Genomic DNA, 25285 nt, shown 5'->3' on the forward strand with positions numbered 1-25285 from the left:
TTGTGCAGCATTTTTTCCAACTGCTAATGATATAGCATGACATAAAGGATGATTCCATATAGAATAACAGTAGATGTTATTTTATTGATGATAAGAGCTGGGGAGGACGACCATGAGTTGGAAGACGAATTATGAGCGATGGATCAATGAGAAGCACCTGGATACTGAACTAAAGGAATGGCTAAAGACGCATCAAGATGACCACCAAGCACTTGAAGACTGTTTCTACAAAAACCTTGAGTTCGGCACTGGAGGAATGCGCGGTGAGATTGGTGCAGGCACGAACCGAATGAATGTGTACACTGTTCGTAAAGCATCAGCAGGTCTTGCTGCGTATATTGCGAAACATGGAGAGGATGCAAAAAAAAGAGGCGTCGCCATTGCATATGATTCACGCCATAAATCGCCTGAATTTGCGATGGAAGCAGCCAAAACACTTGCTTCACAAGGCATTCAAACGTACGTATTTGATGAATTGCGTCCGACACCAGAGCTCTCCTTTGCGGTTCGTGAGCTGCATGCATTTGCTGGAATCGTCGTGACAGCAAGTCATAATCCACCAGAATATAATGGCTATAAAGTGTATGGTGAAGATGGCGGGCAGCTGCCTCTATTTGAAGCAGATCAAGTCATTCAAGAAGTAGATGCAATTGAAAATGAACTGTCGATTTCAGTTGATTCTGAAGAAACGTTGAAACAGCAAGGGCTGATCAAAATAATCGGAGAAGAAATCGACCATGCTTATATTGAAAAATTAAAAACCATTAGTGTGCACCCTGAGCTGGCACATGAGGTCGATGTCAAAGTTGTGTTTACTCCGCTTCATGGGACAGCCAATCACCCTGTCAGAAACGGGCTTCAGGCTCTAGGTTATCAGCATGTCACTGTTGTGCCTGAGCAGGAAAAACCAGATCCACAATTCTCAACAGTGACCTCTCCGAATCCAGAGGAGCATGCAGCATTTGAGTACGCCATCAAGCTTGGTGAAAAACAAAATGCCGATATCCTCATTGCCACAGACCCAGATGCTGACAGGTTAGGCATTGCGGTCAGAGATCACGAAGGAGAATTTACCGTCTTAACAGGCAACCAAACAGGCGCCCTGCTGCTCCATTATTTATTGTCTGAAAAACAAAAGCTGGGTCAATTGCCGCCTCGTCCCGTTGTGATGAAAACCATTGTTACAAGTGAGCTTGGGCGCGCTGTAGCATCAGCTTTTGGTGCCGACACGATAGACACACTCACAGGCTTTAAATTTATTGGAGAAAAAATTAAGCAGTTTGAAAAGAGCGGAGAATACACGTTTCAATTCGGTTATGAAGAGAGCTATGGCTATTTAATCGGTGACTTTGCCCGAGATAAAGATGCGGTGCAAGCGGCACTTTTAGCCGTTGAAGTCGCTGCTTTCTATAAAAAGCAGGGCAAGTCCTTGTACGATGCGCTTGTCGATATTTTCAAGCAGTTTGGATTTTACCGGGAAGGGTTAAAGTCGTTAACCTTAAAAGGAAAAGAAGGAGCAGAGCAGATTTCAGCGATCCTTCATACCTTTAGAACAAATCCGCCAGATGCCATCGCAGGGCAGCGCATCACAGTGATTGAGGATTACCAATCAAGTCAAAGACAACTTGTGGCTGAAAAGAAAGAGGAAACCATTCACCTGCCAGCATCAAATGTGCTGAAATATTTCCTTGAGGATGGTTCGTGGTTCTGCTTAAGACCTTCCGGCACTGAGCCTAAAGTGAAATTTTATATTGCAGTCAAAGGTACGTCTTTAACAGATAGTGAAGAAAAGCTAAAGCATTTGTCAGAAGAAGTGATGAAAATCGTTTATGATATTGTGGAAGAAACAGCGAAATAACGAAAGACAAGGCCATCGTGTATGAATACATGATGGCTTTTTTCTCAGCCAAAAGGATGAGAAGAAATCATTCTTTTGGAGAAAGAGCGACAAAGGGGCCCATGGTATAATGAGCGTAATGATAAGTAAAGGCTGCAAATGCCGGGGGTAAACAGTATGGGAGAATATCAAGAGAAGGTTGAAACATTAAAAACGTTAAAAGAAATTGCTGAAAAGCTTAATGAAGGCATGGAAATGAAAGAAACGCTCCATGAAGTGCTCCATATGCTGATGGATGTCACAGGCTTTCATTCAGCATGGATTTATTTTATAGAAAAAGACGGGTCATATGAACTGATGGCAGAGGTTTCCTTACCTGAAGCACTTGCAAAACATCAAAAGCAGCTCATGTGTCAAAATGATTGTTATTGCATCAATCGATACACAAAAGGTTCACTGCAATCAGCCACCAATATTATTAATTGCAAACGGATTGAAACGGCGATTGAAGAAAAGCTCGGGGATACAGAAGGAATTACTCATCATGCGACCGTACCGTTAAAAGCGTGTAAGCGTACATTCGGTTTATTAAATGTGGCGGCAAAAGGAAAAGTCACGTTTACGCAAGAAGAGCTGAATTTGCTTGAAAGCATTGCACTTCAAATTGGCACCGCCATTCAGCGGATGAAGCTTGTGCAAAATGAACAGCAGCACGCACTTCTAGAAGAAAGAAACCGGCTCGCACAGGACTTGCATGATTCTGTCAACCAAATGTTGTTCTCTGTGAGTCTGACTGCTAAGGCTGCACGGCAAATGACAAGCGATCAGAATCTAGGGGAAATGATTGATTTTATTCAGCATTTGTCACAAGACGCTCTGATTGAAATGCGGTCACTCATTTGGCAGCTGAGACCAAGAGGCCTTGAAAAAGGGTTTACGACAGCAATTGAAGAGTATGCACAGCTTTTAGGATTACGCTGCACTTTATCTTTATCAGGCTGTATAGAAATGGATCATTCTCACAATGAAACTTTGTTTCGGGTATGTCAAGAAGCGCTGAATAACTGTCAAAAACATGCGGAAGTAGAAGAAGTCGAGGTCAAGCTTGAACAATCAAAAGACACGTTGGAGATGAAAATTATTGATCACGGAAAAGGTTTTCAATATGACGAGCAGATGAGCCTTCCTTCACTTGGGCTGAAAGGGATGTCTGACCGCATCCGAAGAGCAGGTGGTACATTTTGTCTCCATTCAGAGTTAGGTAAAGGAACTACGATTCATGTAAAAGTGCCATTTTCACAAGAAAGGAAGGGATCGTCATGAGAGTTGTCATTGCAGATGATCATCATATTGTGAGAAAAGGGCTTGTGTTTTTCTTACAGACACAGCCTGATGTGGACATCGTTGGTGAGGCGTCCAATGGACAAGAGGCATTAGAGGTTGTCAGAGAAACTCAGCCTGACATTGTCTTAATGGATTTGTCTATGCCTGTAATGAATGGCATTGAGGCAACGAAACAAATGACGCTGGAAATGCCGGACACCCGCATTGTGATCCTGACAAGCTATGCGGATAAAGATTATGTCATTCCCGCCATTCAAGCAGGGGCGAAAGCCTATCAATTAAAGGATGTAGCACCAGAAAAGCTGCTTTCGACCATGATTGAAGTTCAAAATGGCACCTATCAGTTAGATGGTCATATCACGACCTTTCTCGTGCAGCATCTGACAGAGCCAAAAGAGCAGAAATGGGCATTGATGAAAGAGCTCACCAATAGAGAGCGAGATGTCTTATTTGAGATTGCAAAAGGCAAAAGCAACAAAGAAATTGCCTCATCGCTGTTTATTTCTGAAAAAACTGTCAAAACGCACGTATCTCATGTATTATCAAAATTAGAGCTGGCAGATCGAACCCAAGCGGCTCTGTATGCAGTGGATTATCAAAAAAATCAGCCGAAAGAGCTGCTATGACAGAAAAGAATTTAGTCGTTATGCTAAAACTTTTAAGCGCATATTCAATTCAATGAATTGAATAAAAAAGAGCATAGATGTTGGTTATTTGACGTTTCTAATAGAAAAACAAAAAAGACTTGATGAGAGTATGCTCATCAAGTCTTTTTTTATTTTAAAGGAGGTGATGAGCTGGTCAATCAAAGGTGAATGTAAAATGGGAGGGGATCAGGTGGAGGCATATGAATTAGTAAGTGATTTTCGTTAGGATTATCTCTAACGCTCCCGTCTATTTCATGTCAGCCACTTTATGTTTCCCATCACAGCGCACTGCTAATTGTATGTAAAAGGGAAGGGCTAAAAAAATTCATTTTAGCCCTTTTTCTTTATGTGTACATCGGTTGTGAATAAACTTCAGCAGCAGCAGCCTCTGAAGCATGGTCAATGTACTGCAGGAGTCCATATAAACATTTTTCAACATCTGCATCGTTCCGGTTAAATTGATACGCATGTAAGAAATGCTCAATACGTTTCGAGAGCAAATCATCTTGCGTACGTACCATAAGGATAAGTAAATTATCCCATTGCGAGCGATGCGTATAATAAAGTGCTTTATCATAATCCGCCACATTCATTAAACCTTCTCCTTTCCCTTGAGAAGTCCTCATTAGTTTGCTCGGATCATATCGACTATTTCAGGGGAAAAGTTGGTGTCCGCATCAATCGTGTACCGGGAATTATAGGCTGAATAATTGCTTCATGTATGAAAAAGGACCAGCCAGCTAAACCTAAACAAAACATATATGAAAGTGAGTTCAATGATATCATGCAGCCGAAATGGTGGATGCTTATTGCAGCAGGAATCGTTTTGCTTGGCAGTTTGATGATTCATCCTGCATCAAAAGCAGCGGTGCAGCCGTTTGAAAATTGGGAAAGACTTGCGTACACAGCGTTTAAAGATGAATATAAAGGTGCCGCTTTCAATGATTATCATTACATTGGCCGGACAGAAGTGAATGATGAGCAGACAAAAGATGTGTTTCGCGTCACTGTAAAGGAAGGATCAACTCGCTTTGCCGCACATGCAGAAATTTATTTTCATCCGGTAACCGGTCATTTGATTAGTATTAACGTGTTTCGGCTATAAAGAAGCACCTTTTTTTGTAAAAGATGCTTGAGGGCTTCAGTCAAAAAAGACAAAGGGCTAAAATAAAGATCATTTTAGCCCTTTGTCCAACAATTTTTTTCAAAATGGAATTACTTCATGCTACCTTGAAGATAAGCGCGAATATCCACTCCAAGTGAATCTGCTAAACGCTGGCCGTAATCTTCATCGGCACGATAGAAGTTGCAGATTGCAAGTAATTTTGTTTTGTCATTAACATCTTTCAAATCAGCTGTTAGGTTTTTAATCAATGCTTGTTTCTCTTCTTCAGAGTAGCTTCGATATTTTTCTCCAGCTTGTTTGAAATCGTTCGGTTTTTCAATTTTTTGTCTCACCATACGGTCACCGTGAAGAACTGGCTCACTTTCTTTGTAGTGAGGGTTTTCTTTTGGCTGATCGGCATAACGGTTTGGTTCATAGTTAATATGACCGCTTGGACGAGTCGTTGTCATAAAGCCATCCTGCTGGTTATTGTGTACAGGTGCATAAGGGCAGTTAACCGGAATGCGCATGTAGTTCGCACCAAGACGGTGGCGCTGCGTATCAGGATATGAGAACAGACGGCCTTGAAGCAGTTTATCTTCAGATGCCTCAATTCCTGGAACAAATGCACTTGGCGTGAAAGCAGACTGTTCTGTTTCAGCAAAGAAGTTATCAGGATTGCGGTTGAGTGTCATACGTCCTACTTTTTGAAGCGGGTAATCTTCCTCGTTCCACGTTTTTGTTGGGTCACATGGATCATAATCAAGGTCATCATAATCGCTAAGCGGCATAAGCTGAACATATAAGTCCCATGCTGGGAAGTTGCCTTTTTCAATGCGGTCATATAAATCTCTTGTCGCATGCTGGAAATCATTTGCTTGAATTTCCGCTGCTTCTTCCATAGATAAGTTGCGAATACCCTCAGAAGGTCTCCAGTGATATTTCACATATTTTGCTTCGCCGTATTTGTTCACCCATCTAAATGTATGCACACCAGAACCGCGCATTTCAGCGTAGCTTGCAGGGATTCCTTCGTCAGAGAAAAGCCATGTGAGCATATGAGTGGATTCAGGTGTTAAGGTCATAAAATCCCAATAACGGTCAGGATCTTGAATATTGGTTACAGGATCTGGCTTGAGAGAGTGAACCATATCAGGGAATTTCAATGCATCACGAATAAAGAAGATCGGCAAGTTGTTACCAACGAGATCATAGTTGCCTTCTTCTGTATAAAATTTGACAGCAAATCCGCGCGGGTCACGCAATGTTTCAGGTGAACCTTTCGGATGAATAACGGTGGAGAAGCGAACAAAAACGTCTGTTTGTTTTCCTTCTTCACTTAAGAAGGCTGCCTTTGTATGTTTCTCCATGCTGTTTTCTACTTCAAACACACCGTAAGCGCCGGCGCCTCTTGCATGAACGACGCGCTCTGGAATACGTTCACGATCAAAGTGTGCAAGTTTTTCAATCAAATGGTAATCATCAAGAAAGGTAGGTCCGCGGTGACCAGCTGTTCTTGAGTTTTGGTTATCGCCAACAGGCACGCCTTGGTTCGTTGTCAAATTTTTATGATTTGAATTTGTCATTCTTTTCTCCTCCTGTAAACAAAAAAGTGTTTTCTAGCAATCTATATACCCTAATTATATTGAATCAAACATGATAGTCAATATTTATTTATAATAATTTTAAATAAATTATTATTACAAGAAGGTAAAGAAAAAGACGAAAGAATAAATTCTTTCGTCTTAAAGCAGGAGCTCTCTAAGAGCATCTTTGTTTTGTGTTAAATCGTTTAGTGTGTATCGGTCTAGAACGCTTAAATAAGCAGTGAGTGCTTCATGAAGTACATGCTTTAATGAACAAATTGGGGAGATGATGCAGCTGTTTTTCTTTGGATCAAAGCATTCAACCATGACTAAATCATCCTCTGTATAACGGACAACCTCTCCAATATTAATGCTTTCTGGGCTTTTTCCAAGCCTGATCCCGCCATTTCTTCCGCGAATCGTTTCCACATACCCGCGTTTTCCAAGATGATAAATCACCTTCGTCAGATGATTTTTAGAAATGCCATAAACATCGGCGATCTGCTGAATATTTGACAGTTCATTATTTTCTCTCGAAGCTAAATAAATGAGTACCCTTAATGAGAAATCTGTGTAATTCGTAAGTTTCATTTTGACGACCTCTAAACCTAATAGAGTTTTGTATCATCGTAACACATTTTAGACAAAAACTGTTCGAGAAAGTGTAAAATGTGACAACATTTAAAACATGTATTATAAATATTGCTTTTAGAGACTGTCATCTATTAAGATAAAGATGTATTTAAAATACTTCTTTTGAAAGAAGGAATGACGATGTTATCTAAAGATCAAATGAATGCCATAAAGCAATCAGCCCCTCTACTAAAAGCCGAGGGAACCAAACTTGTCACTGTTTTTTATCAAAATATGATTCGCCAGCACCCGGAGCTGCTCAATCAATTTAATAAAACAAATCTGATGAACGGAAGTCAGCCAGAAGCACTTGCTGCGACACTATATCAAGCTGCACTGCACATTGATCGGTTAGAGGAATTACTTCCTGCGGTCAAACAAATTGCCCATAAGCATGTCAGTGTCATGGTCAAAAAAGAACAATACCCAATTGTTGGCTATCACCTGATTGAAGCGATGAAAGAGGTGTTTGGCTTAAGAGAAGAAGATGCCACTTTATTAGCTTGGAAAGCTGCATATGACATCATTGCGAATATTTTCATAACCATAGAAGCAGAAATGATGGATGAAAATGTGAAACAGACAGGCGGATGGGCAGATGTGAAGCCGTTTGTGATTAAGAAAAAGAAGCAAGAATCTCCATCGCTTATCTCTTTTTATTTAGTACCAGAAGATGAATCAGAGCTGCCAATGTATAAAGCAGGCCAATACATTACGGTTCAGGCAGATATGCCAGGAGAAGCCTATATGTGCAGCAGACAATACAGCTTATCAGACGAGCATCATCCATCTTATTACCGTATTACTGTGAAGCGTGACGGTCATGTGTCTACATTTTTGCATGATGAAATGGAAGAAGGGGACGTTTTAAAAGTGAGTATGCCGCAGGGAATGTTCTGCTTGCAGGGAGACACAAAAGAGCCTGTTTATTTTATCAGTGCTGGGTCTGGTGTCACACCAATGATTAGTTTAGTGAAAACTGCCGCACAAAACAGCCAGACATTCACGATGATTCATGCAGATCGATTAGAGGATGTAAACGCTTTTGAAAATGAGTTTGAACGCGTTCTAGCTTCAGCTTCCTATGGACGCATCATCCTATGTAACGAACAATTTGCGCAGTCTGGAAAGGGTGAACTTGTTGAGAAAGCGGCTTCCCGCATTGACCGTCCATTTCTTCAATCGGTGATCGGAGAGGGGAAAGGCCAATTTTATCTATGCGGTTCCCCGGTGTTTACACAGGAGATCATTCATCATCTAAAAGAGCTGGGAATTCCAGCACACCATATTCATTTCGAAGCATTCGGCGGGCAATCCACGAAAGAAATAGAAGTCGTCTAAACGATTGGCGGAACATCATGTTTTTTTACATACGCTCATATAGTAGGGATAAGTCCGATGAGGAGGGATGGTTTCCTTGAGCGTATCTGAAAAACGTCTTTTACAAAGAGCGATTGATGAAATTACAGAGATTGCAGAAGGATTTGGTCTAGATTTTTATCCGATGAGGTATGAAATCTGTCCCGCGGAAATTATTTATACGTTCGGTGCATATGGAATGCCAACACGATTCAGCCACTGGAGCTTTGGGAAGCAATTTCATAAAATGAAGCTTCATTATGATTTAGGGTTAAGCAAAATTTATGAACTTGTCATCAATTCAAATCCTTGCTACGCCTTTCTACTTGATAACAATACGCTTGTTCAAAATAAATTAATTGTGGCTCATGTATTGGCACACTGTGATTTCTTCAAAAATAATTGCCGTTTCCAAAACACAAAACGAGATATGGTCGAAAGCATGTCAGCAGCGGCAGAGCGGATCAAAGAATATGAGCATATCCATGGAACAAAAGAAGTCGAGTCCTTTTTAGATGCCGTATTGGCTATCCAAGAGCATATTGATCCGTCTCTTGTTCGATCAAAATTAAGCTGGAATATGGACGATGAAGAAAGTGAAGATGATAAACCAAAACGTCAAACGCCTTATGATGATTTGTGGGGAATGGATGAGCCGAAAACGCGTGAGAAAAAGAAAACCGTTAAGCAATTTCCGCCAAAGCCGGAAAAGGATCTTTTACTCTTTATTGAGGCGCATTCCCGCGAGCTGGAGCCGTGGCAGCGGGATGTCCTTACCATGCTGAGAGAAGAAATGCTCTATTTTTGGCCGCAGCTGGAAACAAAGATTATGAATGAAGGCTGGGCATCGTATTGGCACCAGCGGATTATGCGAGAGCTTGACTTGGATTCAAGTGAATCGATAGAGTTTGCGAAATTAAATGCAGGTGTGGTGCAGCCATCTAAAACAGGCATCAATCCTTACTATTTAGGGCTGAAAATTTTTGAAGATATTGAAGAACGCTATAACAACCCATGTGAAGAATTAAAAAAAGCAGGGGTCACAGAAGGATCTGGCCGCAGCAAAATGTTTGAAGTCAGAGAAATTGAGTCTGATATTTCCTTTATTCGAAACTACTTAACGAAAGACCTTGTGATGAGAGAAGACTTGTACTTGTTTCAAAAGCAGGGGAGAGACTATAAAGTCATTGATAAAGAATGGAAGGCGGTTCGTGATCAGTTAGTCAGTATGAGAGTGAATGGCGGCTTTCCGTATTTGACCGTGATCGATGGCGACTATTTAAAAAATAACGAACTTTATATCAAGCATTGGTATGAAGGCATTGAACTTGATCTGAAATACTTAGAAAAAGTCCTTCCGTATTTATATCAGCTGTGGGGAAGAAGTGTGCATATCGAGTCAGTTCTTGAAGGAAAAGAAGTGATGTTTTCTTATGATGGAAAAGGGGTTCATAGGAAATATCTTGCATGAAAAAGACCAAAAAAGATGTCTCTTAGCAGACATCTTTTTTGTCCATTTTATTGGTTTTTCAGCAGTTTGAAAATGTGTTTTGCTTGATCGGTATTTTCCATCAGACCTTTTAGCTGCTGGCTTGTTGGGCCATACGCAAAGAATGGAACTTCATCACCGGTATGACCAGATGTTGTCCAGCCTGTATGGGATCTTGTATTGATCACTTCTTCAATCGCATCATCAATTTTAACAGTATCCTTTGTTTCAGCGGCCTTTTGAATAGATGCTATTTCTTCTTTTGTGAAATCAAAATTGATATATTGTTTCAGGGCTGACTCGACAGGCATGCCGCTGACAATTTTGTTTGCGATAAAGTCAGGCGTTTTTTTCGCTGCTTTTACCGGTTTGTAATCCCAGCTGCCTGAACCGTCTGCTCCGAAGGAAAGTCCGCCAGTTGAATGATCTGCGGTCGTGATGACTAACGTGTTTTTATCCTTTTTCGCAAAACGAATCGCTTCTTCAAATGCTTTTTCAAAATCCTTCATTTCGCTCATTGCACTGACAATATCATGATCATGTCCTGCCCAGTCAATTTGACTGCCTTCGACCATAAGGAAAAATCCTTTTTTGTTTTTAGACAGCTGTTTGATGGCTGAGGATGTCATGTCTTGCAGGGAAGGGGTCGCTTTATCACGATCAATGGCTTTATCGAGACCTCCATCAGCAAAAATGCCTAACACTTTTTCATTTTTGTTTTTTTGTAAGGCAGCTTTATTGGTGACATAATCATAACCGGCTTGTCTGAATTCCTTCGTCAGATCACGATCCTTTCGGACAAAGTCGACAAGTCCTCCGCCAAGCATGACATCGACTGTATGCTGTTTTCCGATTTTCTCATCGAAGAAGTCATCAGCGATGGCTGCAGTGTTTTTCCTAGACACATCATGAGCGGCATACGCAGCAGGCGTAGCATTTGTTAATTCAGATGTCACGACAAGACCCGTCGATTTTCCTTTTCGTTTGGCTTCTTCTAAAACGGTTTTTAGTTTTTTGCCGTTTGTATTTACACCAATGGCATTGTTGTATGTCTTTTTACCAGTGGCCATGGCTGTACCAGCTGCTGCTGAATCGGTAATGTTACTTTTAGAGTCGTCAGGGTATGTTTTATGCATGCCAGTGAGGTAAGGGTCAAACGCTGTTTGCTTTGAAAGGTCTCCGTTGTGTTTAAATGAGCGGTAAGTTGAAAGATAAGGTGTTCCCATGCCATCTCCAATCAGCACGATCACATTTTGCACGTCGTTTTTCGGCTTCTTTTTAGCCTCAGCTTTGTCAGCTTGTCCAAATTCAATCCCTGAAAAAATGCCAATCGATAGCACAGATGCTGCTGCCACTGCAGCGATTTTCGTTTTCGAGCTTTTCAACACACTCATTCATTTTGCCTCCTCATTGTTTATGTATCGCTCTTACGTTTACAATGGTAGAGCAGAAGTGTGGATTCCTTTTTACAGCACCGTAAAGTTCACTTTAAAATTGTAAAGGTCCACTTTACATAGAATGAACCAAAAAGAGAAATGAATGTATCATTTATCCATGACAAGATGCGATTCTTTTGTCATGATTGTGTAATAAAAATGAAATAAAAAGAACCCTAAAAAAAAATAAATTTTGCCGAATTAATAAGCATAATGTCGTAGGAAGTCAAGACTATTTCTTCTGGTATTTGATCCTTATAATAGGGAGTAGATAAAAATTCGGATCAGATAGATACATACAGGAGGAACAAATGAAAAAACAATTGATCACAGCTGCAAGTGCAGTTCTACTTGGGACGACATTATTTGCCGGAGCTGCCTCAGCACAATCAGTAAAAGTTCAAAAAGGTGACTCTCTTTCTGTTCTAGCGAAAAGATACAAAACAAGCGTGAGCAAAATTAAATCAGACAATAAGCTGAAATCTAACGTGATTTATGTTGGACAAACCTTAAAAGTGAATGGCACTTCTTCGAAAAAAGCAGTGAAGACATCAAAAACAACAACAAAAGTAAAAACGGCTTCAGCAACTGCCACTCATAAAGTTGTCAAAGGTGATACATTATCTAAGATTGGCAAAAAATACGGGATGACTGTGAAAGAGTTGAAATCGTTAAATAAACTTAAAACAGACCTCATTAAAATCGGGCAAAAGCTAAAGGTGAAAAAGACGTCTAAAGTAAAGACGAAACCTGTGAAAGAAAAAACAGTCTCTACTTCTTCCTTAAACACGTCTAAACTCATAGCAGATGCTAAAGCGCAAAATGGTACTCCATATAGATGGGGTGGAACGACACCGAAGGGCTTTGATTGCAGCGGATTTATGTGGTATATCATTAACAAACAAAAAAAGATTTCAAGACAAACAACTGAAGGTTTCTGGGGATCGATGAAAAGTGTGTCCAAACCAAAGGTTGGAGATTTTGTCTTCTTTACAACGTATAAATCGGGTCCATCTCACATGGGTGTCTACCTTGGGAACAATAAGTTTATCCATGCTGCTTCTGACGGTGTAACGATCAGTGATATGACATCAAGCTATTGGAAGCCTATTTATCTTGGAGCGAAAACATTTGTAAACTAATTCATTTTAAGAGACTGCTATGAAGCCGTCTCTTTTTTTATATATCATTTATGCCGCAGAACTGGTCTTTTTCTCATAGATCACTATCAGTCTAAAGGCTTTAAAATAACATAATTGTGGACCCGCTTTTAAAAAAGGGTCTTATTTTTGTTGAATAATAAGTATATGAAAAAAATATAATCTTCCATGTTGTATAATAAATAGAGGGAGACAAACTATCAATTGAATAAGGATTGAAGAAAATCTAACCGTTTTATTGACAATATTTTCGTTGATATATAAGAATTTTCACTCTATTTTTTAAAAAAGTGTTTTCATTTTTTAATTTTCATATATAATAATTTTACGCCACCAATTTATTGTGCTAAATTTAATCTAAATATTCAGAAAATATTGTGAATTATACGAATGTGGCGTCTTTAGACTGATACTAAGTTTTGGGAGTGATGGTATGAGCAATTCGTTGTTTAGAAAAAAGAGCATTTCAGAGCTCATTGCGGCAACACAAGGGGAAAAAGCATTAAAAAAGGAATTGGGTTCATTTGATTTAACCATGCTGGGCATTGGAGCCATTATCGGAACAGGGATATTTGTTCTAACAGGTACAGGAGCCGTCACTGCGGGGCCAGGACTTGTGCTATCATTTGTCATCGCAGGTCTTGCTTGTTTGTTTGCAGCACTGTCATATGCGGAATTTGCTTCCACAGTGCCTGTATCAGGGTCTGTGTATACATTTACGTACGCATCAATGGGGGAATTTCTAGCATTCATCATTGGATGGGATTTAATATTAGAATATATGCTGGCCGCTAGTGCCGTTTCAGCGGGCTGGTCAGGCTATTTTGTGTCTTTTTTAAATGGGATAGGGATTCATATACCAGTTGAGTTAACGGCAGCTCCAGGTGGTTTAAAGGGGCAAGTGACATATTTTAATCTTCCAGCATTTATTATTTTAATGGTCATCACCTTCCTGCTGTACTTTGGTATTAAAGAATCAAAACGAGTAAATAACATTATGGTTATTATGAAAATTGCAGTGATTCTGCTCTTTATTTTAGTCGCTGTGAAATATGTAAAACCTGAAAACTGGACACCATTCGTACCATTTGGGACATCAGGGGTCTTAAGTGCAGCAGCCCTAGTATTCTTTGCATTTATCGGGTTTGATGCAGTTGCTTCTGCGGCAGAGGAGACAAAAAATCCATCACGCAACCTGCCTAGAGGGATTATTACTTCCTTATTGATTTGTACACTGCTTTATGTCGTTGTCAGTGCGATTATGACGGGCATTGTTCCTTTCATGAATTTTGAAGGAGTATCACATCCAGTGTCTCTCGTTTTACAAGTAGCCGGACAAAACTGGGTGGCTGGTATTGTGGATGTCGGAGCGATTCTAGGGATGACAACCGTCATGCTTGTCATGCTGTACGGCCAGACACGCGTGATGTTTGCTATGTCTCGTGATGGTTTGGTGCCAAAGGTATTATCAAAAGTTCACCCAAAGCATAAAACTCCTTACATCAATACACTGTTCTTCGGTACATTGTCAGCATTAATGGGTGGATTTATTCCACTTGATGAGCTGGCAAGCCTAGTGAACATCGGGACACTTTCAGCATTCATTTTGATTTCAGTGGCGGTCATTGTGATGAGAAAAACGCAGCCGGACTTACCACGAGCTTTCAGATGCCCAGCAGTTCCGCTTATTCCGATCTTAGCTATTCTATCTTGCGGATTGCTCATTTATAAGCTTGGTGCAATCACCTTTGTTCGTTTCTTAATCTGGCTTGCTATTGGACTGGTTGTGTATTTCTTATATTCAAGAAAGCATTCAGAATTGAATAAAAAGTAAATGAAAAAAGCCCGTGCTTGGCATTAGTCAAGTAACACGGGCTTTTGCTTTTGGTGCTGATTAAAAACCTAATTGAAGATCGACATCGATTGATACGATGGCATAGACACAAACAATGACAAAGATATTCAGTACGACACCGAGGAAACCTGGACCCGTACGGCCTTTTTTAATGAACAGTTCAATAATGCCAAATGGAACTGCGGCCATTGCAAAAGGAAGCATTTGAAAAGAATAAAATGTCACGTTGCTGATAATGGCGAGGTTTAGCATGAGCAGGGATAATATCGCTGTGCCGACAGAAATCCAGCCAAATACATTATGCTCTTTAAAAATTCTTACCAATTCCATAATTCCACCTCGCTCACTTTTGCCGTTTTAATGCGTTTTGTCTTTACAAATTTCTCAATTTCTTTTGAAGGCCCAGTGACCACAGAGCCATAAACCGTGACGCCATTTTGATCGATATAGCGTATACGATTAGACAGGTCAAGATCAGGTCTGCCAGAGATCGTTGTTGCCCATGTCGGGTGCTGATTAACATAAGCAAGGGCATCTTTGAATTGATCTACCTCAGTTTTTGATGTGTGCTGAAGCTCTTTTAAAAATTCAGAGTCCTTCCCAGGAAAGCCGATTGGCCGCTGATTTCCACTTAATGAATCCTCTGTTTTAATCGCATTCCACAGCACTTTCATATCGTATTTTTTAGCAAAGGAATAAATATCCTTTGGTGTGTAAGCTCTATCATAGGATACATACACTTCACTTACTGTTCCTTCAGGAAGCTTGTCTAACGTAGTGAGTGTTTGTTTTTTTGAGGCATCTGCCTGCGACGAAGGATGGGTAAAGAAACCCTCCGTTTCGCGTGCGCTGTCACCATAATAAGAGATAGTAGGCTGCTTTAATTTATCGAAAAACATCTCGATTTGTTCACTGCCAATAGCTTCTGTTTTATTGCCAATTTGCTTTTGCAGCTTCAATTCAGTGTTCATCCCAAAAAGTTTGACCTGACCTTTTAAATCCTTCATATCAATGGCCACGTTTGGTTTGGTCAAAGCGACGGTGACAGCGGCTGTTTCCATGAAGTGATTGCCTTTGCTCTCGGCTCCGCCAACGCCGTAGTATAAATAACTTCCTAATGTACAAAGCGGTAAAATAATGAGTGTCGATATGACAGCAAGTACGGAAATACGTAAATATGACTTTCTTTTTCCGTATTGTAAAATGGCTTTTTGCTTCTCAGGACTGATGGAAAAGTCTGTCCAATCCGAGTCGTTCAGTTCCTGGCTTAAGCGTTTTTCGTTTTCTTCCAGCTCTTCTTCAAACGCTATCATTTCTTCCTCATTCATCTCACCATTATTATATTTTTCCCATCGCTTGTTAAACTCTTCATTCATCATTAACACCTCTGTTGTAAAGTGCTTTTAGGCGCTGCCTTGCACGAAATAAAACACTTTTGAAATTTGCTTCAGTAATATTCATGACCTTGGATGCTTCCTTGTAATTTAGTTCTTTTAAATAATACAATGTCAACGCTTCCTTGTAGTTATCTGGAAGCTGCTCTAAATACATGGTAAGGACTTCCTTTATTTCAACCTGTTCAGCAGGGCTTTGTACAGATGTTTGTAAAAGACCGCCAATGAGGTCATCCGATATGGTCACTTCTTTTTTATGTTTCCTGACATAATCAATAAAAGCATTTCGTGCCACCTGAAATAACCAAGGTTTCACTTTGCTATGGTCGTAGGAATGAATATGTATATACGCACGCATAAAGGTTTCCTGCAATAAGTCTTCTGCCAAATGTTTGTCTTTTGTCATGGAGAGCAGAAACCTGTAAACATCGTTCATATACATTTGATAAATTTCATCGATCGTCACTGATTTTTCTCCCCTCTATGTTATACACGCATAAGAAAGGCATAAAGTTGCACGAAACTTCTCATTACCGTACATTACTCATTTCTTTCGCCGAATCAAAATCATTTCTCCTTATCATAGCGAAATTTGCATCATTTATAAAGTATTTTCAATAGAACAAATCAGGAAAAAACATCGAAAAACGACAAAATTGGACACAATTCCTATTCTATTCTCCCCTAAAACCTTGTGCTTGAATACAGTCAGAACGTTCATTTTTAAACGAAAAAAATAGGGAGGAGTGGACTGTGTACAAATTTTTAGTACCAGGTAATAAAAAATTTGTTATAATAGAGACAAATCCTTCATTCTTCAAACAAAGGAAGTGCACTATGTATAAATTTTCAGGCTATACCGTCAAACTATTATTTGGTCTCCGAGGTGGAATCAAAGTATATCAAAAAGAGAATCTGCCAACTGATCGGGGTTTTGTCATTGCTTGTACACATGAGGGTTTTGTGGATGTTCTTGCATTAGGCGCAGGAATTCTTCCGTTTGAGATCCACTACATGGCGAAAAAAGAATTGTTTGCAAATAAATGGATCGGTGGATTTTTAAAAAAGATTCATGCCTTTCCAGTTGATCGAGAGAATCCTGGGCCAAGCAGTATTAAAACGCCCATTAAATTATTAAAAGAGGGAAAGATCGTTGGGATTTTTCCAAGCGGCACACGTACAACAGAGGATGTTCCTTTAAAAAGAGGGGCGGTTACCATTGCACAGCTCGGTAAAGCGCCAATTGTTCCAGCCGCATACAAAGGACCTTCAAATGCGAAAAGCCTTTTCAAAAAAGGGAAAATGCGCTTAATCATCGGTGAACCGATTGAGCTGTCTGAATTTGACCATCTGCCGCCAAAAGAAAGATTAGGTGCCATGACAGAAGTATTAAACACAAGAATCAAAGAGCTAGAAGCTCAATTAATGGAAAAGGCATAAGAAAAACGACCGCTTGCTTAGGCAAGGGTCGTTTTTTTCTTAAGAAGCGCCTTCTTCAGCTGCTTCTAATAACTGTTCATTTAATTTTTTTACTTCGATGTATGCCACATGGTGTCCATCGACTTCATTAATAATAAATTCATAGCCTTGTTCACGAATGGCGTCATTTTTCTCTACTTCATATTTCTGAGTAAGGAACCAGCCGCCGATTGTGTCGACCTCTTCATTATCAAGCTGTATACCTAATAGCAGGTTGACTTGATCAACAAGAACCTTGCCATCAAAGATGTAATGGTCTTCTCCAAGTTTACGCACTTCGTTGATTTCATCAATGTCGAACTCATCACGAATTTCACCAACGATTTCTTCAAGGATGTCTTCAACAGTGACAAGACCTGCTGTACCACCATATTCATCTGATAAAATGGCCATGTGTACACGTTCACGCTGCATTTTGAGCAGTAAATCATGAACAGGAACCGTTTCAATCACATGAATAATCGGATTTACAAACTTTTCGATCGTATCGCTTGTAGAGCACTCACCGCTAATGCAGGCAGTGAGAACCTCTTTAATGTTAAGAACACCGATAATGTTGTCTTTGTCGCCATCTTCAATTGGATAACGTGTATATTTCTCTACCTTTGTTACCTTCAGCATTTCCTCAATAGTAATATCATACGGGAAGCTGACAACTTCGGTACGAGGAATCATAATTTCTTTCGCCAGACGGTCATCAAATTCGAAAATTTTATTTACATATTTGAATTCAGACTGGTTAATCTCGCCGCTCTTATAGCTCTCTGATAAAATAATCCGCAATTCTTCCTCAGAGTGCGCCATGTCATGCTCAGATACTTGCTGAAGTCCGAACGCTTTCGTTAACAAACGAGCAGATCCATTTAATACCCAAATGAACGGGAACATCACTTTGTAAAAGATCATCAGTGGTCTAGCAAAAAGAAGGGATACTTGCTCAGCCTTTTGAATGGCGAGTGTTTTCGGTGCAAGTTCTCCAACGACAACGTGTAAAAACGTCATGATACTAAACGCAATAATAAAAGTGACAATAGAACTAGCTGATTGAGGAATGGACAACTCTGCAAAGAGCGGCGCAAGCATATGCGCAATTGTTTCTTCCCCCAACCAACCAATACCAAGGGCGGTAATGGTAATACCAAGCTGACAGGCTGATAGGTACTCATCAAGGTGAGTCGTTACATGCTTGACAGCAACTGCTGTTTTATTACCTTCTGCGATTAACTGATCAATTCTTGAGCTTCTTAAGCGAATGATCGCAAACTCTGATGCAACGAAAAACGCGGTTAAAGCTATAAGTAAAGCAACTATGAGTAAATTAACTATGTCCAATTAAGGCCCTCGTTCTGACTTTGAGAACGAAGGTAACACCTCCTGTTTAGTAAAAATTTTAACTTAACAGCAGTAAAAATGATTGGACAGCCGTCATTTTTTCAGGAGTAAGCTGCTTTTTTAGTTTTTCACGTTGTTCTGGCTGAAGCTGCTTACAACGTGCCAAAATGCGGTCCATATGCTCATTCATCCGATCGATATCAGAGGTTAAATGGACAAGTTCATCATGATCTTCCTTTTGAGAAGGGAATTGTTCATCTAATCTGGATTTGATGTCAGAAAGAGCCAATCTCTGCTGTTTGCAAAGAACGATTAATTGTAATCGTTTTAAAGCATATTCATCGTAATAACGATAATTTGAGCAAGATCTAACAGGCGCAAGCAAACCTAGATTTGTATAATAATCTACAGTTCGTTTCGTCACCTGTGCAATCTGTGCTAGTTCACCAATACGATACTTTTTCTCAGCCCCATCTGAACATCTCCTCCTAACCGTCACGTTATAGTTTATGAAAATAGTTTAATATAATTCTAGTCTGAAACACAAGTTAATTGTTCATATTTCCTGCCAATAAGAAGAAACAGAGGAGGATTTCCCTCAATTTAGTCAGTCATGTCAAAAACAGCATGATGATACAGGAATTTTCAGATTATTTATGGTAAGATAAAATGAATACCGTTTCATATATATGTAGAGAGGCGGAATTTTACGTGAATCGGAGGTGGTTAAGTGGGGCCCTCAATGTAGTCTTATTTAATCAGTTAACCGTTTTGCAAAACATAACATCATCAATCAGGAGGTGACTCCTTGTTCTTCTAAGAAAGAGCAAGGTTAAATGGACGATATTGTTAATCTGAGTATAGTCGGTGTTTTGATTGCTTTAACAGCTTTCTTTGTTGCATCTGAATTTGCCATAGTGAAGGTGAGAAGTTCAAGAATTAATCAGCTTGTTGCCGAAGGGTCCAAAAAGGCCATCATGGCGAAAAAGGTGACATCAAGGCTAGATGAATATTTGTCAGCCTGTCAGCTCGGTATTACTGTGACATCCCTTGGTTTAGGGTGGATTGGTAAGCCGGCTGTGAAAGAACTTTTGGTTCGAGGTTTTGGTTTGACAAACATTCCTGATTCAGCAATCAGCCTGATCTCAGCAACACTTGCGTTCTCTATTATTACCTTTTTGCATGTAGTTGTAGGTGAGCTTGCACCAAAAACGCTTGCCATTCAAAAGGCGGAAAAAATGACGCTATGGCTGTCAGGCCCGCTGCATGCATTTTATATCCTTATGTTCCCTTTCATTTATGTGTTAAACGGATCAGCCCGTGTGCTTACTAAAATGATGGGTATCGATATGGGGTCTGAAAAAGAACATTCCCATTCTGAAGAGGAATTGAAGATTTTATTATCTGAGAGCTTAAAAAATGGGGAAATCAACCCATCAGAATATAATTATATGAACAAGATTTTCGATTTTGATAATCGAATTGCCAGAGAGATCATGATACCGCGGAGAGAAATTTGTGCGATTCCAGAAGATATGCCGTTAGATGATATCCTCGCCATCATGACACAGGAAAAGTATACACGTTTCCCTGTGTTTTCAGGAGATAAAGACCATGTCATCGGCATGCTGAACAAAAAGCAGCTCTTTGCAGATCTTGTGTATCAAGGAGAAAAAGATCAACTGAAAATTCAAGATTATATATATCCAGTGATAGAGGTCATTGACACGATTCCTATTCAAGAGCTTCTCGTCAAAATGCAGCGTGATAGAATGCATATGGCGATCTTAACTGACGAATATGGCGGAACCTCTGGTCTTGTCACAACGGAAGATATTTTAGAAGAGATTGTCGGAGATATTCGAGATGAATTCGATGAAGATGAGCAGCCAGTTATTCAAAAAAGAGCGGATCATCATTATGTTTTAGATGGCAAAGTGAGATTAGATGAAGTTCAAGATTTGATCGAGATCTCTTATCATGATGAGGAAATTGATACAATCGGTGGACTCATCTTAAATGAGAATATTGATATCAGAGAAGGACAATCCGTCTATCTTGATGATATTCGAATGAAAGTGCTGGAAATGGATGGACGCTACGTTAAAAAGATCGACTTGAAAAAAGGCGTCACATCGTCAGAAAAAGGCAGCGCACGCACTGGACTTGATATAAAGGAGCCGCTGCTAGTAAACGAAATGACCTTGAGCGAAAAATAAGCTCAAGGTTTTTTTAGGTATTTAGTCTCTTTCGAACGAATGTATGTTCGGTATATAATGAGAACAAACGTTCGATATAGGGGGATGGACATGCTTTGGTATGAAACAGCAAGTATCACGGAGAAAAAAACCTCAATGAAACGAATTGAGTTTCATTTAAAGAATTTCAAAAATTATCAAGCAGCAATCTTAAATATCGAAAGGCAGCTTGAAAAAAGAAGCCCACATCATCTCGACCACATGACACGGAAAAAGTTAGAAGAGCAAAAAAGTCAGTATGAACTCATCGTTGCTTGTATTGAAACGGCATTAAAAGAGTTGGACGAAATAGAGCTGCAGCTCATCGATTACAAATATTTTCGAGACTGGCGGATGGCAAAGTGTGCAATGGAAATTGGCTATAGTGAAAAAACACTCTTTTTGATGAAGCGCCAGCTCATGGATCAGCTGCTCATCAGCTTAGCCGCTATTACCAATATTTAAAAAAGATGCTGGCCTATTTGATAAAACGCAGCAAAGAGACATAAAGATCCGATGATTGTGACCAACAAGTAGACAGCAAGAAGTCCAATTTGCCGCTCACGCAGCATGAACGCAGCCTCTACACTAAATGTAGAGAAGGTTGTAAAACCACCGAAAAACCCAGTACCAATGATCATAAGCAGCGGATCATTGTCAGTTACTGCACCTGTCAGTAAACCTAAACCGGCAGCGCCGAGTAAGTTGATGAGAATAATACTATACGGAAAACGAGTATGAAACTTGGTTTTCTGAATCGATTGACTGAGGAAAAAACGAAGGGTACTGCCCATCCCGCCGGCAACAGCTGTATAAAATACAATCATTTATCTGCTTCCTTTCGGCTGCTCATTTTGTTGAAAGAGGCGCTGAGCGGTGATCAGTCCACATAAGGCAGCGCCCACTCCAGCAATCACTGAGAGTAGCATGTACATGATACTTGATGTGAACAGTCCATCCTGTAATAAGAGAACCGTTTCTTTAGAAAAAGTGGACATTGTCGTAAAACCACCGCAAAATCCTGTTCCGATCAAAGCAGCAAGATATTTTTTCCCCTTCCGAAACATAAAATACCCTGTTGAAAAGCCAAGAAGCAGACTGCCTGTCATGTTTTCAATCAGTGTTGCATAAGGGAATGTCTGGCTGACAACGGATTGGCTAAGTTCATATCTGCAAAGGGTACCAACCAATCCACCGATAAATACGGCGAGATATGCTTTCATTTAATCATTTCTCCTTTAGAAAAAATGGCGGGTGATCCGTCACCACTCCATCAATGAGGTATGTTTTCATTCTGTCGGCTGTTTTTTGATCTTTCACTGTCCATATAAAGACATCTATTCCAAATGAGTGGATGCGATCAATCCACCATCTGTTGATCATCGTTTTCTTCATATTAAGGCAATCCGCAATGGAGCTGTACTCCACTAATTTCCTTTTCGTCAGTTTAAAGGCAGAGGGTTTTATAATAAAAGCTGTTCGAAGAGAAGGGGCGTAAGCTTTGACTCTTTGAAGTGCATTGGCATCAAAAGATTGAACCATGATGTGACGGGAATAGGCAAACCGGTTGATGATGTCGACAACTGCCTTTTCAATCCCAATTTGCCGTTTTGGATGCTTGATCTCAATCAGTATCCCGACACGCTGACTGTATCTTTCAAGAATTTCCTGTAAGGTGGGAATTCGTTCGTTGGCGTACTGAGAATCGAACCAGCTTCCTGCATCTAATTTCTTCAGCCGATCAAGTGTATAACTTTTCACTAAGCCGCTTCCGTTACTCGTTCGATCAACAGTATCATCATGGATGACGGCTACGTGCTGATCCATTGTCAGCTGGACGTCTAACTCAATATAATCCGCACCCTGCTGAACAGCTAAATCAAATGCGGCGATTGTATTTTCTGGGGCAGCGCTTGAGGACCCTCTATGCGCAATAATATACACATGCTCCAGCTCCTGACATAAGTTCTGGTCTTATCATATCAAATTTTTGCTGTTTTTCCTTCTTTACTATATGGTACGAGGGAGAGCTGTATGTAATGGAACATGGCATATGGTGAGAAAGCATCGTGTATGAAAGGTGAAAAGTTGCAGGAATATCCCAAGCTCTTATTGAGTAAATCTGAACTACATCATTTTTTCTTCGATCAATTTTGTCCAAATCGTCAGCGTTCGTCAAAATATTAGTGCTTTCGTCATGTTGACTGAAAATTCTGATGTTTTATAATGATGAAAAGGAGGCGAGATGATTGGGTAAAGGGAGAATTAGAGTGGAAGAACGTATTAAGGCCGAAACGGATGCTGAAATGTTTAAAGCGACTCTCCTTGATCAGGCTCAGAAGAAAAAGTAGTTTGCTGCCCGTCGATATGTCTCTAGCCAAAATTTCATATTTGAACTTCATGCCTCGGGATCAGTCCCGAGGCTTTTTATGTAGAGGTCAGACATTTAAGAGAGGACATGAACGAAGGTTATATTATAAACTAGAGAGGATTGTTTTAAAGGAGAGAGACAGACATGTTTACACAAAAATGGATGGATACATATTTTACAGTAGATATTGCGATCCAAATTGGTATTAGCCTTTGTATTTTATTGCTTTTTTTATTGCTTCGGAAAGTATTTACGAAGTATTTATTTCAGCTTTTGTTTAGGCTGACGAATCGGTCTAAAACGGAGGTCATTAACCAAATTGTTGTGGCATTTGAAAAACCAGCCAGACTGTTTTTCGTGGCACTTGGTTTATATTTTGCGTTAAGACAAGCGCCATACTTTGAGCATCATATGGTTGTTATCATTAAATTGTATAGATCTTCTATTATATTGATGCTGACGTGGGGGCTTTGTAATTTAACCGCTGCATCTTCTTTCTTGTTTCAAAAGGTCAATTCGAAATTTGAATTAGATATGGATGATATTTTAGCACCATTTTTATCAAAGGTACTTCGCTTCATTATTATTGCACTGAGTATTAGTGTCATTGCACAAGAATTTAATTATGACGTAAATGGACTTGTGGCAGGTCTCGGTCTAGGTGGTCTAGCATTTGCGCTCGCCGCTCAGGATACAGTGGCTAACTTTTTTGGAGGGATTGTCATCATTACAGAGAAGCCTTTTACGATGGGCGACTTTGTGGAGACACCAAGTGTTCTTGGGACTGTGGAGGACATTACATTTCGAAGTACAAGGTTTCGAACACCTGCTGAAGCCGTCGTGACCGTTCCGAATTCTACGCTTTCAAAGGAGCCAATCACAAACTGGACAAGAATGAATAAACGTCAGATTACGTTTTCTGTTCGCGTTTCCTACAATACACCAAAGGAAAACATTGATCAGTGTATTAATCGTCTCAAACAGATGCTTCACGAGCATGATGGTGTGCATAAGGAGACGATTATGGTAAATCTCGATGTACTGGCAGACAGCTATTTGAACTTGTTTTTCAACTTTTACACAAACACGACAGCTTGGTCTGAAAACCTTGATATTAAGCAGGATATTAACTATCGCATCATAGATATTTTCCACGAGGAAGGCGTAGAATTTGCTTTCCCTGGTCAGGCCATTTATATGAAACAAAAAGGTGAGAAGCAGCTGGGTGAATAAAGGAGGAATGGTGAGTGGACCAAACAAAGGTGGATGTGTTAAGAGAGAAATTATCGCAGGCTTCACATATCACAGTACTCTCAGGTGCAGGTATGAGCACAGAATCGGGTATTCCTGATTTTAGATCAACGGGTGGTCTGTGGACAGAAGATACTTCCCGCATGGAGGCGATGAGCCGGTCCTACTTTTTATCAAACCCTCATCAATTCTGGCCAAAATTTAAAGAATTGTTTCAAATGAAAATGAGTGGAGAATATGAGCCAAATAGCGGGCACACCTTTTTAGCCAGCCTTGAGCAACAAGGGAAGCATGTGGATATTTTTACCCAAAATATTGACGGTCTTCATAAAAAGGCGGGAAGCCAGCATGTATATGAACTCCATGGCTCCATTCAAACGGCCACTTGTCCATCGTGTCAGGCGGTATATGATCTGCCTTATTTATTAAAAGAAGAGGTGCCGATCTGTCAAAGGGTTACCTCAGACGGCAGTACGTGTGGACGTGTGCTAAAAACAGATGTTGTCCTATTTGGCGATATGGTCAAACATTTAGACCAAGTGGAGACATCACTTCAGAAAACGGACATGCTGCTCGTCATGGGGACTTCCCTAGAAGTAGCGCCAGCAAGATATATTCCAGAAGATGCAGCTCATGATCCTTCCATCTTCATGGTGATGATGAATTTGAGTGAAACAGAATTCGATCCGCTTTTTGATCTTGTCTTTCATGAGCGAATTGGCGATCTCGTGAAAGCTTTATAAATCATTAAAAAACCCGCATCCTAAAGG

The 25285-nt window shown here is 40.1% G+C and carries 26 protein-coding genes; 14 read left to right on the forward strand and 12 right to left on the reverse strand.

Features of this window, described 5'->3' with window-relative positions; all coding sequences use genetic code 11:
* Positions 1–112 precede the first annotated feature (112 nt).
* From AWT60_RS10315 to AWT60_RS10325, 3 genes are all read left to right on the forward strand, one after another.
* Positions 113–1858 carry a phospho-sugar mutase gene (locus tag AWT60_RS10315; RefSeq protein WP_076839155.1) on the forward strand — a complete coding sequence of 582 codons (1746 nt, stop codon included), beginning with the start codon at positions 113–115 and terminating at the stop codon, positions 1856–1858.
* A gap of 156 nt (positions 1859–2014) precedes the next feature.
* On the forward strand, positions 2015–3160 hold the full coding sequence (locus AWT60_RS10320; protein ID WP_076839153.1) for a GAF domain-containing sensor histidine kinase: 1146 nt from the start codon (positions 2015–2017) through the stop codon (positions 3158–3160).
* Positions 3157–3807 carry a response regulator gene (locus tag AWT60_RS10325; protein ID WP_075622701.1) on the forward strand — a complete coding sequence of 217 codons (651 nt, stop codon included), beginning with the start codon at positions 3157–3159 and terminating at the stop codon, positions 3805–3807. Before AWT60_RS10320 ends, AWT60_RS10325 begins: the two co-directional genes overlap by 4 nt.
* A gap of 365 nt (positions 3808–4172) precedes the next feature.
* On the opposite strand, the gene AWT60_RS10330 is transcribed toward AWT60_RS10325, so the two are convergent.
* Positions 4173–4421, reverse strand: a complete 249-nt coding sequence (locus AWT60_RS10330) for a YhdB family protein (protein ID WP_024425297.1) — start codon at positions 4419–4421, stop codon at positions 4173–4175.
* Positions 4422–4612: 191 nt separating this feature from the next.
* On the opposite strand from AWT60_RS10330, the gene AWT60_RS10335 reads away from it, so the two are divergent.
* Complete coding sequence (locus tag AWT60_RS10335; protein WP_373272906.1) at positions 4613–4933, forward strand: YqzG/YhdC family protein; 321 nt, start codon at positions 4613–4615, stop codon at positions 4931–4933.
* Between the two features lie 110 nt (positions 4934–5043).
* On the opposite strand, the gene AWT60_RS10340 is transcribed toward AWT60_RS10335, so the two are convergent.
* Positions 5044–6519 carry a catalase gene (locus AWT60_RS10340; RefSeq protein ID WP_218677210.1) on the reverse strand — a complete coding sequence of 492 codons (1476 nt, stop codon included), beginning with the start codon at positions 6517–6519 and terminating at the stop codon, positions 5044–5046.
* Between the two features lie 159 nt (positions 6520–6678).
* Complete coding sequence (locus tag AWT60_RS10345; protein WP_024425294.1) at positions 6679–7110, reverse strand: Rrf2 family transcriptional regulator; 432 nt, start codon at positions 7108–7110, stop codon at positions 6679–6681.
* 183 nt (positions 7111–7293) lie between these two features.
* Here AWT60_RS10345 and AWT60_RS10350 point away from each other — a divergent pair, with 183 nt between their 5' ends.
* Together AWT60_RS10350 and AWT60_RS10355 are read left to right on the forward strand one after the other, a co-directional pair.
* Positions 7294–8493, forward strand: coding sequence for a globin domain-containing protein (locus AWT60_RS10350; RefSeq protein ID WP_218677211.1), 1200 nt, complete (start codon positions 7294–7296; stop codon positions 8491–8493).
* Between the two features lie 67 nt (positions 8494–8560).
* Positions 8561–9982, forward strand: coding sequence for a SpoVR family protein (locus tag AWT60_RS10355; RefSeq protein ID WP_370880851.1), 1422 nt, complete (start codon positions 8561–8563; stop codon positions 9980–9982).
* A 47-nt stretch (positions 9983–10029) separates the two neighbouring features.
* On the opposite strand, the gene AWT60_RS10360 is transcribed toward AWT60_RS10355, so the two are convergent.
* Entirely contained in the window at positions 10030–11394 is a 1365-nt protein-coding gene (locus tag AWT60_RS10360; RefSeq protein WP_218677212.1) for an alkaline phosphatase, read from the reverse strand.
* A 353-nt stretch (positions 11395–11747) separates the two neighbouring features.
* Between AWT60_RS10360 and AWT60_RS10365 the strand changes: the two genes are divergently transcribed.
* Together AWT60_RS10365 and bcaP are read left to right on the forward strand one after the other, a co-directional pair.
* Entirely contained in the window at positions 11748–12578 is an 831-nt protein-coding gene (locus tag AWT60_RS10365; protein WP_025093318.1) for a C40 family peptidase, read from the forward strand.
* A 451-nt stretch (positions 12579–13029) separates the two neighbouring features.
* Positions 13030–14430: a branched-chain amino acid transporter BcaP gene (gene bcaP, locus AWT60_RS10370; RefSeq protein ID WP_024425289.1), complete on the forward strand. Its 1401-nt coding sequence runs from the start codon at positions 13030–13032 to the stop codon at positions 14428–14430.
* 60 nt (positions 14431–14490) lie between these two features.
* Here bcaP and AWT60_RS10375 read toward each other — a convergent pair whose 3' ends face one another.
* From AWT60_RS10375 to AWT60_RS10385, 3 genes are read right to left on the reverse strand one after another with little or no spacing between them, the layout of a single operon-like run.
* Positions 14491–14781, reverse strand: coding sequence for a hypothetical protein (locus tag AWT60_RS10375; protein ID WP_024425288.1), 291 nt, complete (start codon positions 14779–14781; stop codon positions 14491–14493).
* Positions 14769–15827, reverse strand: a complete 1059-nt coding sequence (locus tag AWT60_RS10380) for an anti-sigma factor (RefSeq protein WP_041109910.1) — start codon at positions 15825–15827, stop codon at positions 14769–14771. Before AWT60_RS10380 ends, AWT60_RS10375 begins: the two co-directional genes overlap by 13 nt.
* Complete coding sequence (locus tag AWT60_RS10385) at positions 15820–16311, reverse strand: sigma-70 family RNA polymerase sigma factor (RefSeq protein WP_024425287.1); 492 nt, start codon at positions 16309–16311, stop codon at positions 15820–15822. Before AWT60_RS10385 ends, AWT60_RS10380 begins: the two co-directional genes overlap by 8 nt.
* Before the next feature lie 371 nt (positions 16312–16682).
* On the opposite strand from AWT60_RS10385, the gene AWT60_RS10390 reads away from it, so the two are divergent.
* Positions 16683–17285: a lysophospholipid acyltransferase family protein gene (locus AWT60_RS10390; RefSeq protein WP_024425286.1), complete on the forward strand. Its 603-nt coding sequence runs from the start codon at positions 16683–16685 to the stop codon at positions 17283–17285.
* Between the two features lie 39 nt (positions 17286–17324).
* Here the strand turns inward: AWT60_RS10390 and AWT60_RS10395 are convergent, their stop codons facing one another.
* Both AWT60_RS10395 and AWT60_RS10400 read right to left on the reverse strand, forming a co-directional pair.
* The gene (locus tag AWT60_RS10395; protein WP_034282244.1) at positions 17325–18656 is read right to left on the reverse strand and encodes a hemolysin family protein; all 1332 of its coding nucleotides are present in this window, start codon (positions 18654–18656) and stop codon (positions 17325–17327) included.
* A gap of 58 nt (positions 18657–18714) precedes the next feature.
* The gene (locus AWT60_RS10400; RefSeq protein ID WP_080769560.1) at positions 18715–19155 is read right to left on the reverse strand and encodes a MerR family transcriptional regulator; all 441 of its coding nucleotides are present in this window, start codon (positions 19153–19155) and stop codon (positions 18715–18717) included.
* 337 nt (positions 19156–19492) lie between these two features.
* Here AWT60_RS10400 and AWT60_RS10405 point away from each other — a divergent pair, with 337 nt between their 5' ends.
* Positions 19493–20875, forward strand: coding sequence for a hemolysin family protein (locus AWT60_RS10405; RefSeq protein ID WP_041109914.1), 1383 nt, complete (start codon positions 19493–19495; stop codon positions 20873–20875).
* A 90-nt stretch (positions 20876–20965) separates the two neighbouring features.
* On the forward strand, positions 20966–21358 hold the full coding sequence (locus tag AWT60_RS10410; RefSeq protein WP_041109916.1) for a hypothetical protein: 393 nt from the start codon (positions 20966–20968) through the stop codon (positions 21356–21358).
* Here the strand turns inward: AWT60_RS10410 and crcB (AWT60_RS10415) are convergent.
* From crcB (AWT60_RS10415) to AWT60_RS10425, 3 genes are read right to left on the reverse strand one after another with little or no spacing between them, the layout of a single operon-like run.
* Positions 21355–21720 carry a fluoride efflux transporter CrcB gene (gene crcB, locus AWT60_RS10415; protein WP_041109918.1) on the reverse strand — a complete coding sequence of 122 codons (366 nt, stop codon included), beginning with the start codon at positions 21718–21720 and terminating at the stop codon, positions 21355–21357. The genes AWT60_RS10410 and crcB (AWT60_RS10415) overlap by 4 nt on opposite strands.
* Positions 21721–22116: a fluoride efflux transporter CrcB gene (gene crcB, locus AWT60_RS10420; protein WP_041109920.1), complete on the reverse strand. Its 396-nt coding sequence runs from the start codon at positions 22114–22116 to the stop codon at positions 21721–21723.
* A gap of 4 nt (positions 22117–22120) precedes the next feature.
* A complete protein-coding gene (locus AWT60_RS10425) occupies positions 22121–22837 on the reverse strand; it encodes a glycerophosphodiester phosphodiesterase (protein ID WP_218677213.1) in 717 nt (238 codons plus the stop codon).
* 305 nt (positions 22838–23142) lie between these two features.
* On the opposite strand from AWT60_RS10425, the gene AWT60_RS10430 reads away from it, so the two are divergent.
* From AWT60_RS10430 to AWT60_RS10440, 3 genes are all read left to right on the forward strand, one after another.
* Positions 23143–23244: a YhdX family protein gene (locus AWT60_RS10430; protein ID WP_017360338.1), complete on the forward strand. Its 102-nt coding sequence runs from the start codon at positions 23143–23145 to the stop codon at positions 23242–23244.
* A gap of 164 nt (positions 23245–23408) precedes the next feature.
* Positions 23409–24497, forward strand: a complete 1089-nt coding sequence (locus AWT60_RS10435; protein ID WP_218677214.1) for a mechanosensitive ion channel family protein — start codon at positions 23409–23411, stop codon at positions 24495–24497.
* A 29-nt stretch (positions 24498–24526) separates the two neighbouring features.
* A complete protein-coding gene (locus AWT60_RS10440; RefSeq protein ID WP_373272908.1) occupies positions 24527–25258 on the forward strand; it encodes an NAD-dependent protein deacylase in 732 nt (243 codons plus the stop codon).
* The last annotated feature ends 27 nt before the right edge of the window (positions 25259–25285 follow it).

Source organism: Bacillus sp. F2HM, from assembly GCF_019266135.1.
Taxonomy (GTDB): Bacteria; Bacillota; Bacilli; order Bacillales; family Bacillaceae; genus Bacillus; species Bacillus safensis.

Excerpts from the sequence above, each read along its gene's own strand:
- AWT60_RS10315 (WP_076839155.1), top strand. The coding sequence starts at position 113 with ATGAGTTGGAAGACGAATTATGAGCGATGGATCAATGAGAAGCACCTG.
- AWT60_RS10320 (WP_076839153.1), top strand. The coding sequence starts at position 2,015 with ATGGGAGAATATCAAGAGAAGGTTGAAACATTAAAAACGTTAAAAGAA.
- AWT60_RS10325 (WP_075622701.1), top strand. The coding sequence starts at position 3,157 with ATGAGAGTTGTCATTGCAGATGATCATCATATTGTGAGAAAAGGGCTT.
- AWT60_RS10330 (WP_024425297.1), bottom strand. The coding sequence starts at position 4,421 with ATGAATGTGGCGGATTATGATAAAGCACTTTATTATACGCATCGCTCG.
- AWT60_RS10335 (WP_373272906.1), top strand. The coding sequence starts at position 4,613 with ATGCAGCCGAAATGGTGGATGCTTATTGCAGCAGGAATCGTTTTGCTT.
- AWT60_RS10340 (WP_218677210.1), bottom strand. The coding sequence starts at position 6,519 with ATGACAAATTCAAATCATAAAAATTTGACAACGAACCAAGGCGTGCCT.
- AWT60_RS10345 (WP_024425294.1), bottom strand. The coding sequence starts at position 7,110 with ATGAAACTTACGAATTACACAGATTTCTCATTAAGGGTACTCATTTAT.
- AWT60_RS10350 (WP_218677211.1), top strand. The coding sequence starts at position 7,294 with ATGTTATCTAAAGATCAAATGAATGCCATAAAGCAATCAGCCCCTCTA.
- AWT60_RS10355 (WP_370880851.1), top strand. The coding sequence starts at position 8,561 with ATGGTTTCCTTGAGCGTATCTGAAAAACGTCTTTTACAAAGAGCGATT.
- AWT60_RS10360 (WP_218677212.1), bottom strand. The coding sequence starts at position 11,394 with ATGAGTGTGTTGAAAAGCTCGAAAACGAAAATCGCTGCAGTGGCAGCA.
- AWT60_RS10365 (WP_025093318.1), top strand. The coding sequence starts at position 11,748 with ATGAAAAAACAATTGATCACAGCTGCAAGTGCAGTTCTACTTGGGACG.
- bcaP (WP_024425289.1), top strand. The coding sequence starts at position 13,030 with ATGAGCAATTCGTTGTTTAGAAAAAAGAGCATTTCAGAGCTCATTGCG.
- AWT60_RS10375 (WP_024425288.1), bottom strand. The coding sequence starts at position 14,781 with ATGGAATTGGTAAGAATTTTTAAAGAGCATAATGTATTTGGCTGGATT.
- AWT60_RS10380 (WP_041109910.1), bottom strand. The coding sequence starts at position 15,827 with ATGAATGAAGAGTTTAACAAGCGATGGGAAAAATATAATAATGGTGAG.
- AWT60_RS10390 (WP_024425286.1), top strand. The coding sequence starts at position 16,683 with ATGTATAAATTTTCAGGCTATACCGTCAAACTATTATTTGGTCTCCGA.
- AWT60_RS10405 (WP_041109914.1), top strand. The coding sequence starts at position 19,493 with ATGGACGATATTGTTAATCTGAGTATAGTCGGTGTTTTGATTGCTTTA.
- AWT60_RS10410 (WP_041109916.1), top strand. The coding sequence starts at position 20,966 with ATGCTTTGGTATGAAACAGCAAGTATCACGGAGAAAAAAACCTCAATG.
- crcB (WP_041109918.1), bottom strand. The coding sequence starts at position 21,720 with ATGATTGTATTTTATACAGCTGTTGCCGGCGGGATGGGCAGTACCCTT.
- crcB (WP_041109920.1), bottom strand. The coding sequence starts at position 22,116 with ATGAAAGCATATCTCGCCGTATTTATCGGTGGATTGGTTGGTACCCTT.
- AWT60_RS10435 (WP_218677214.1), top strand. The coding sequence starts at position 23,409 with ATGTTTACACAAAAATGGATGGATACATATTTTACAGTAGATATTGCG.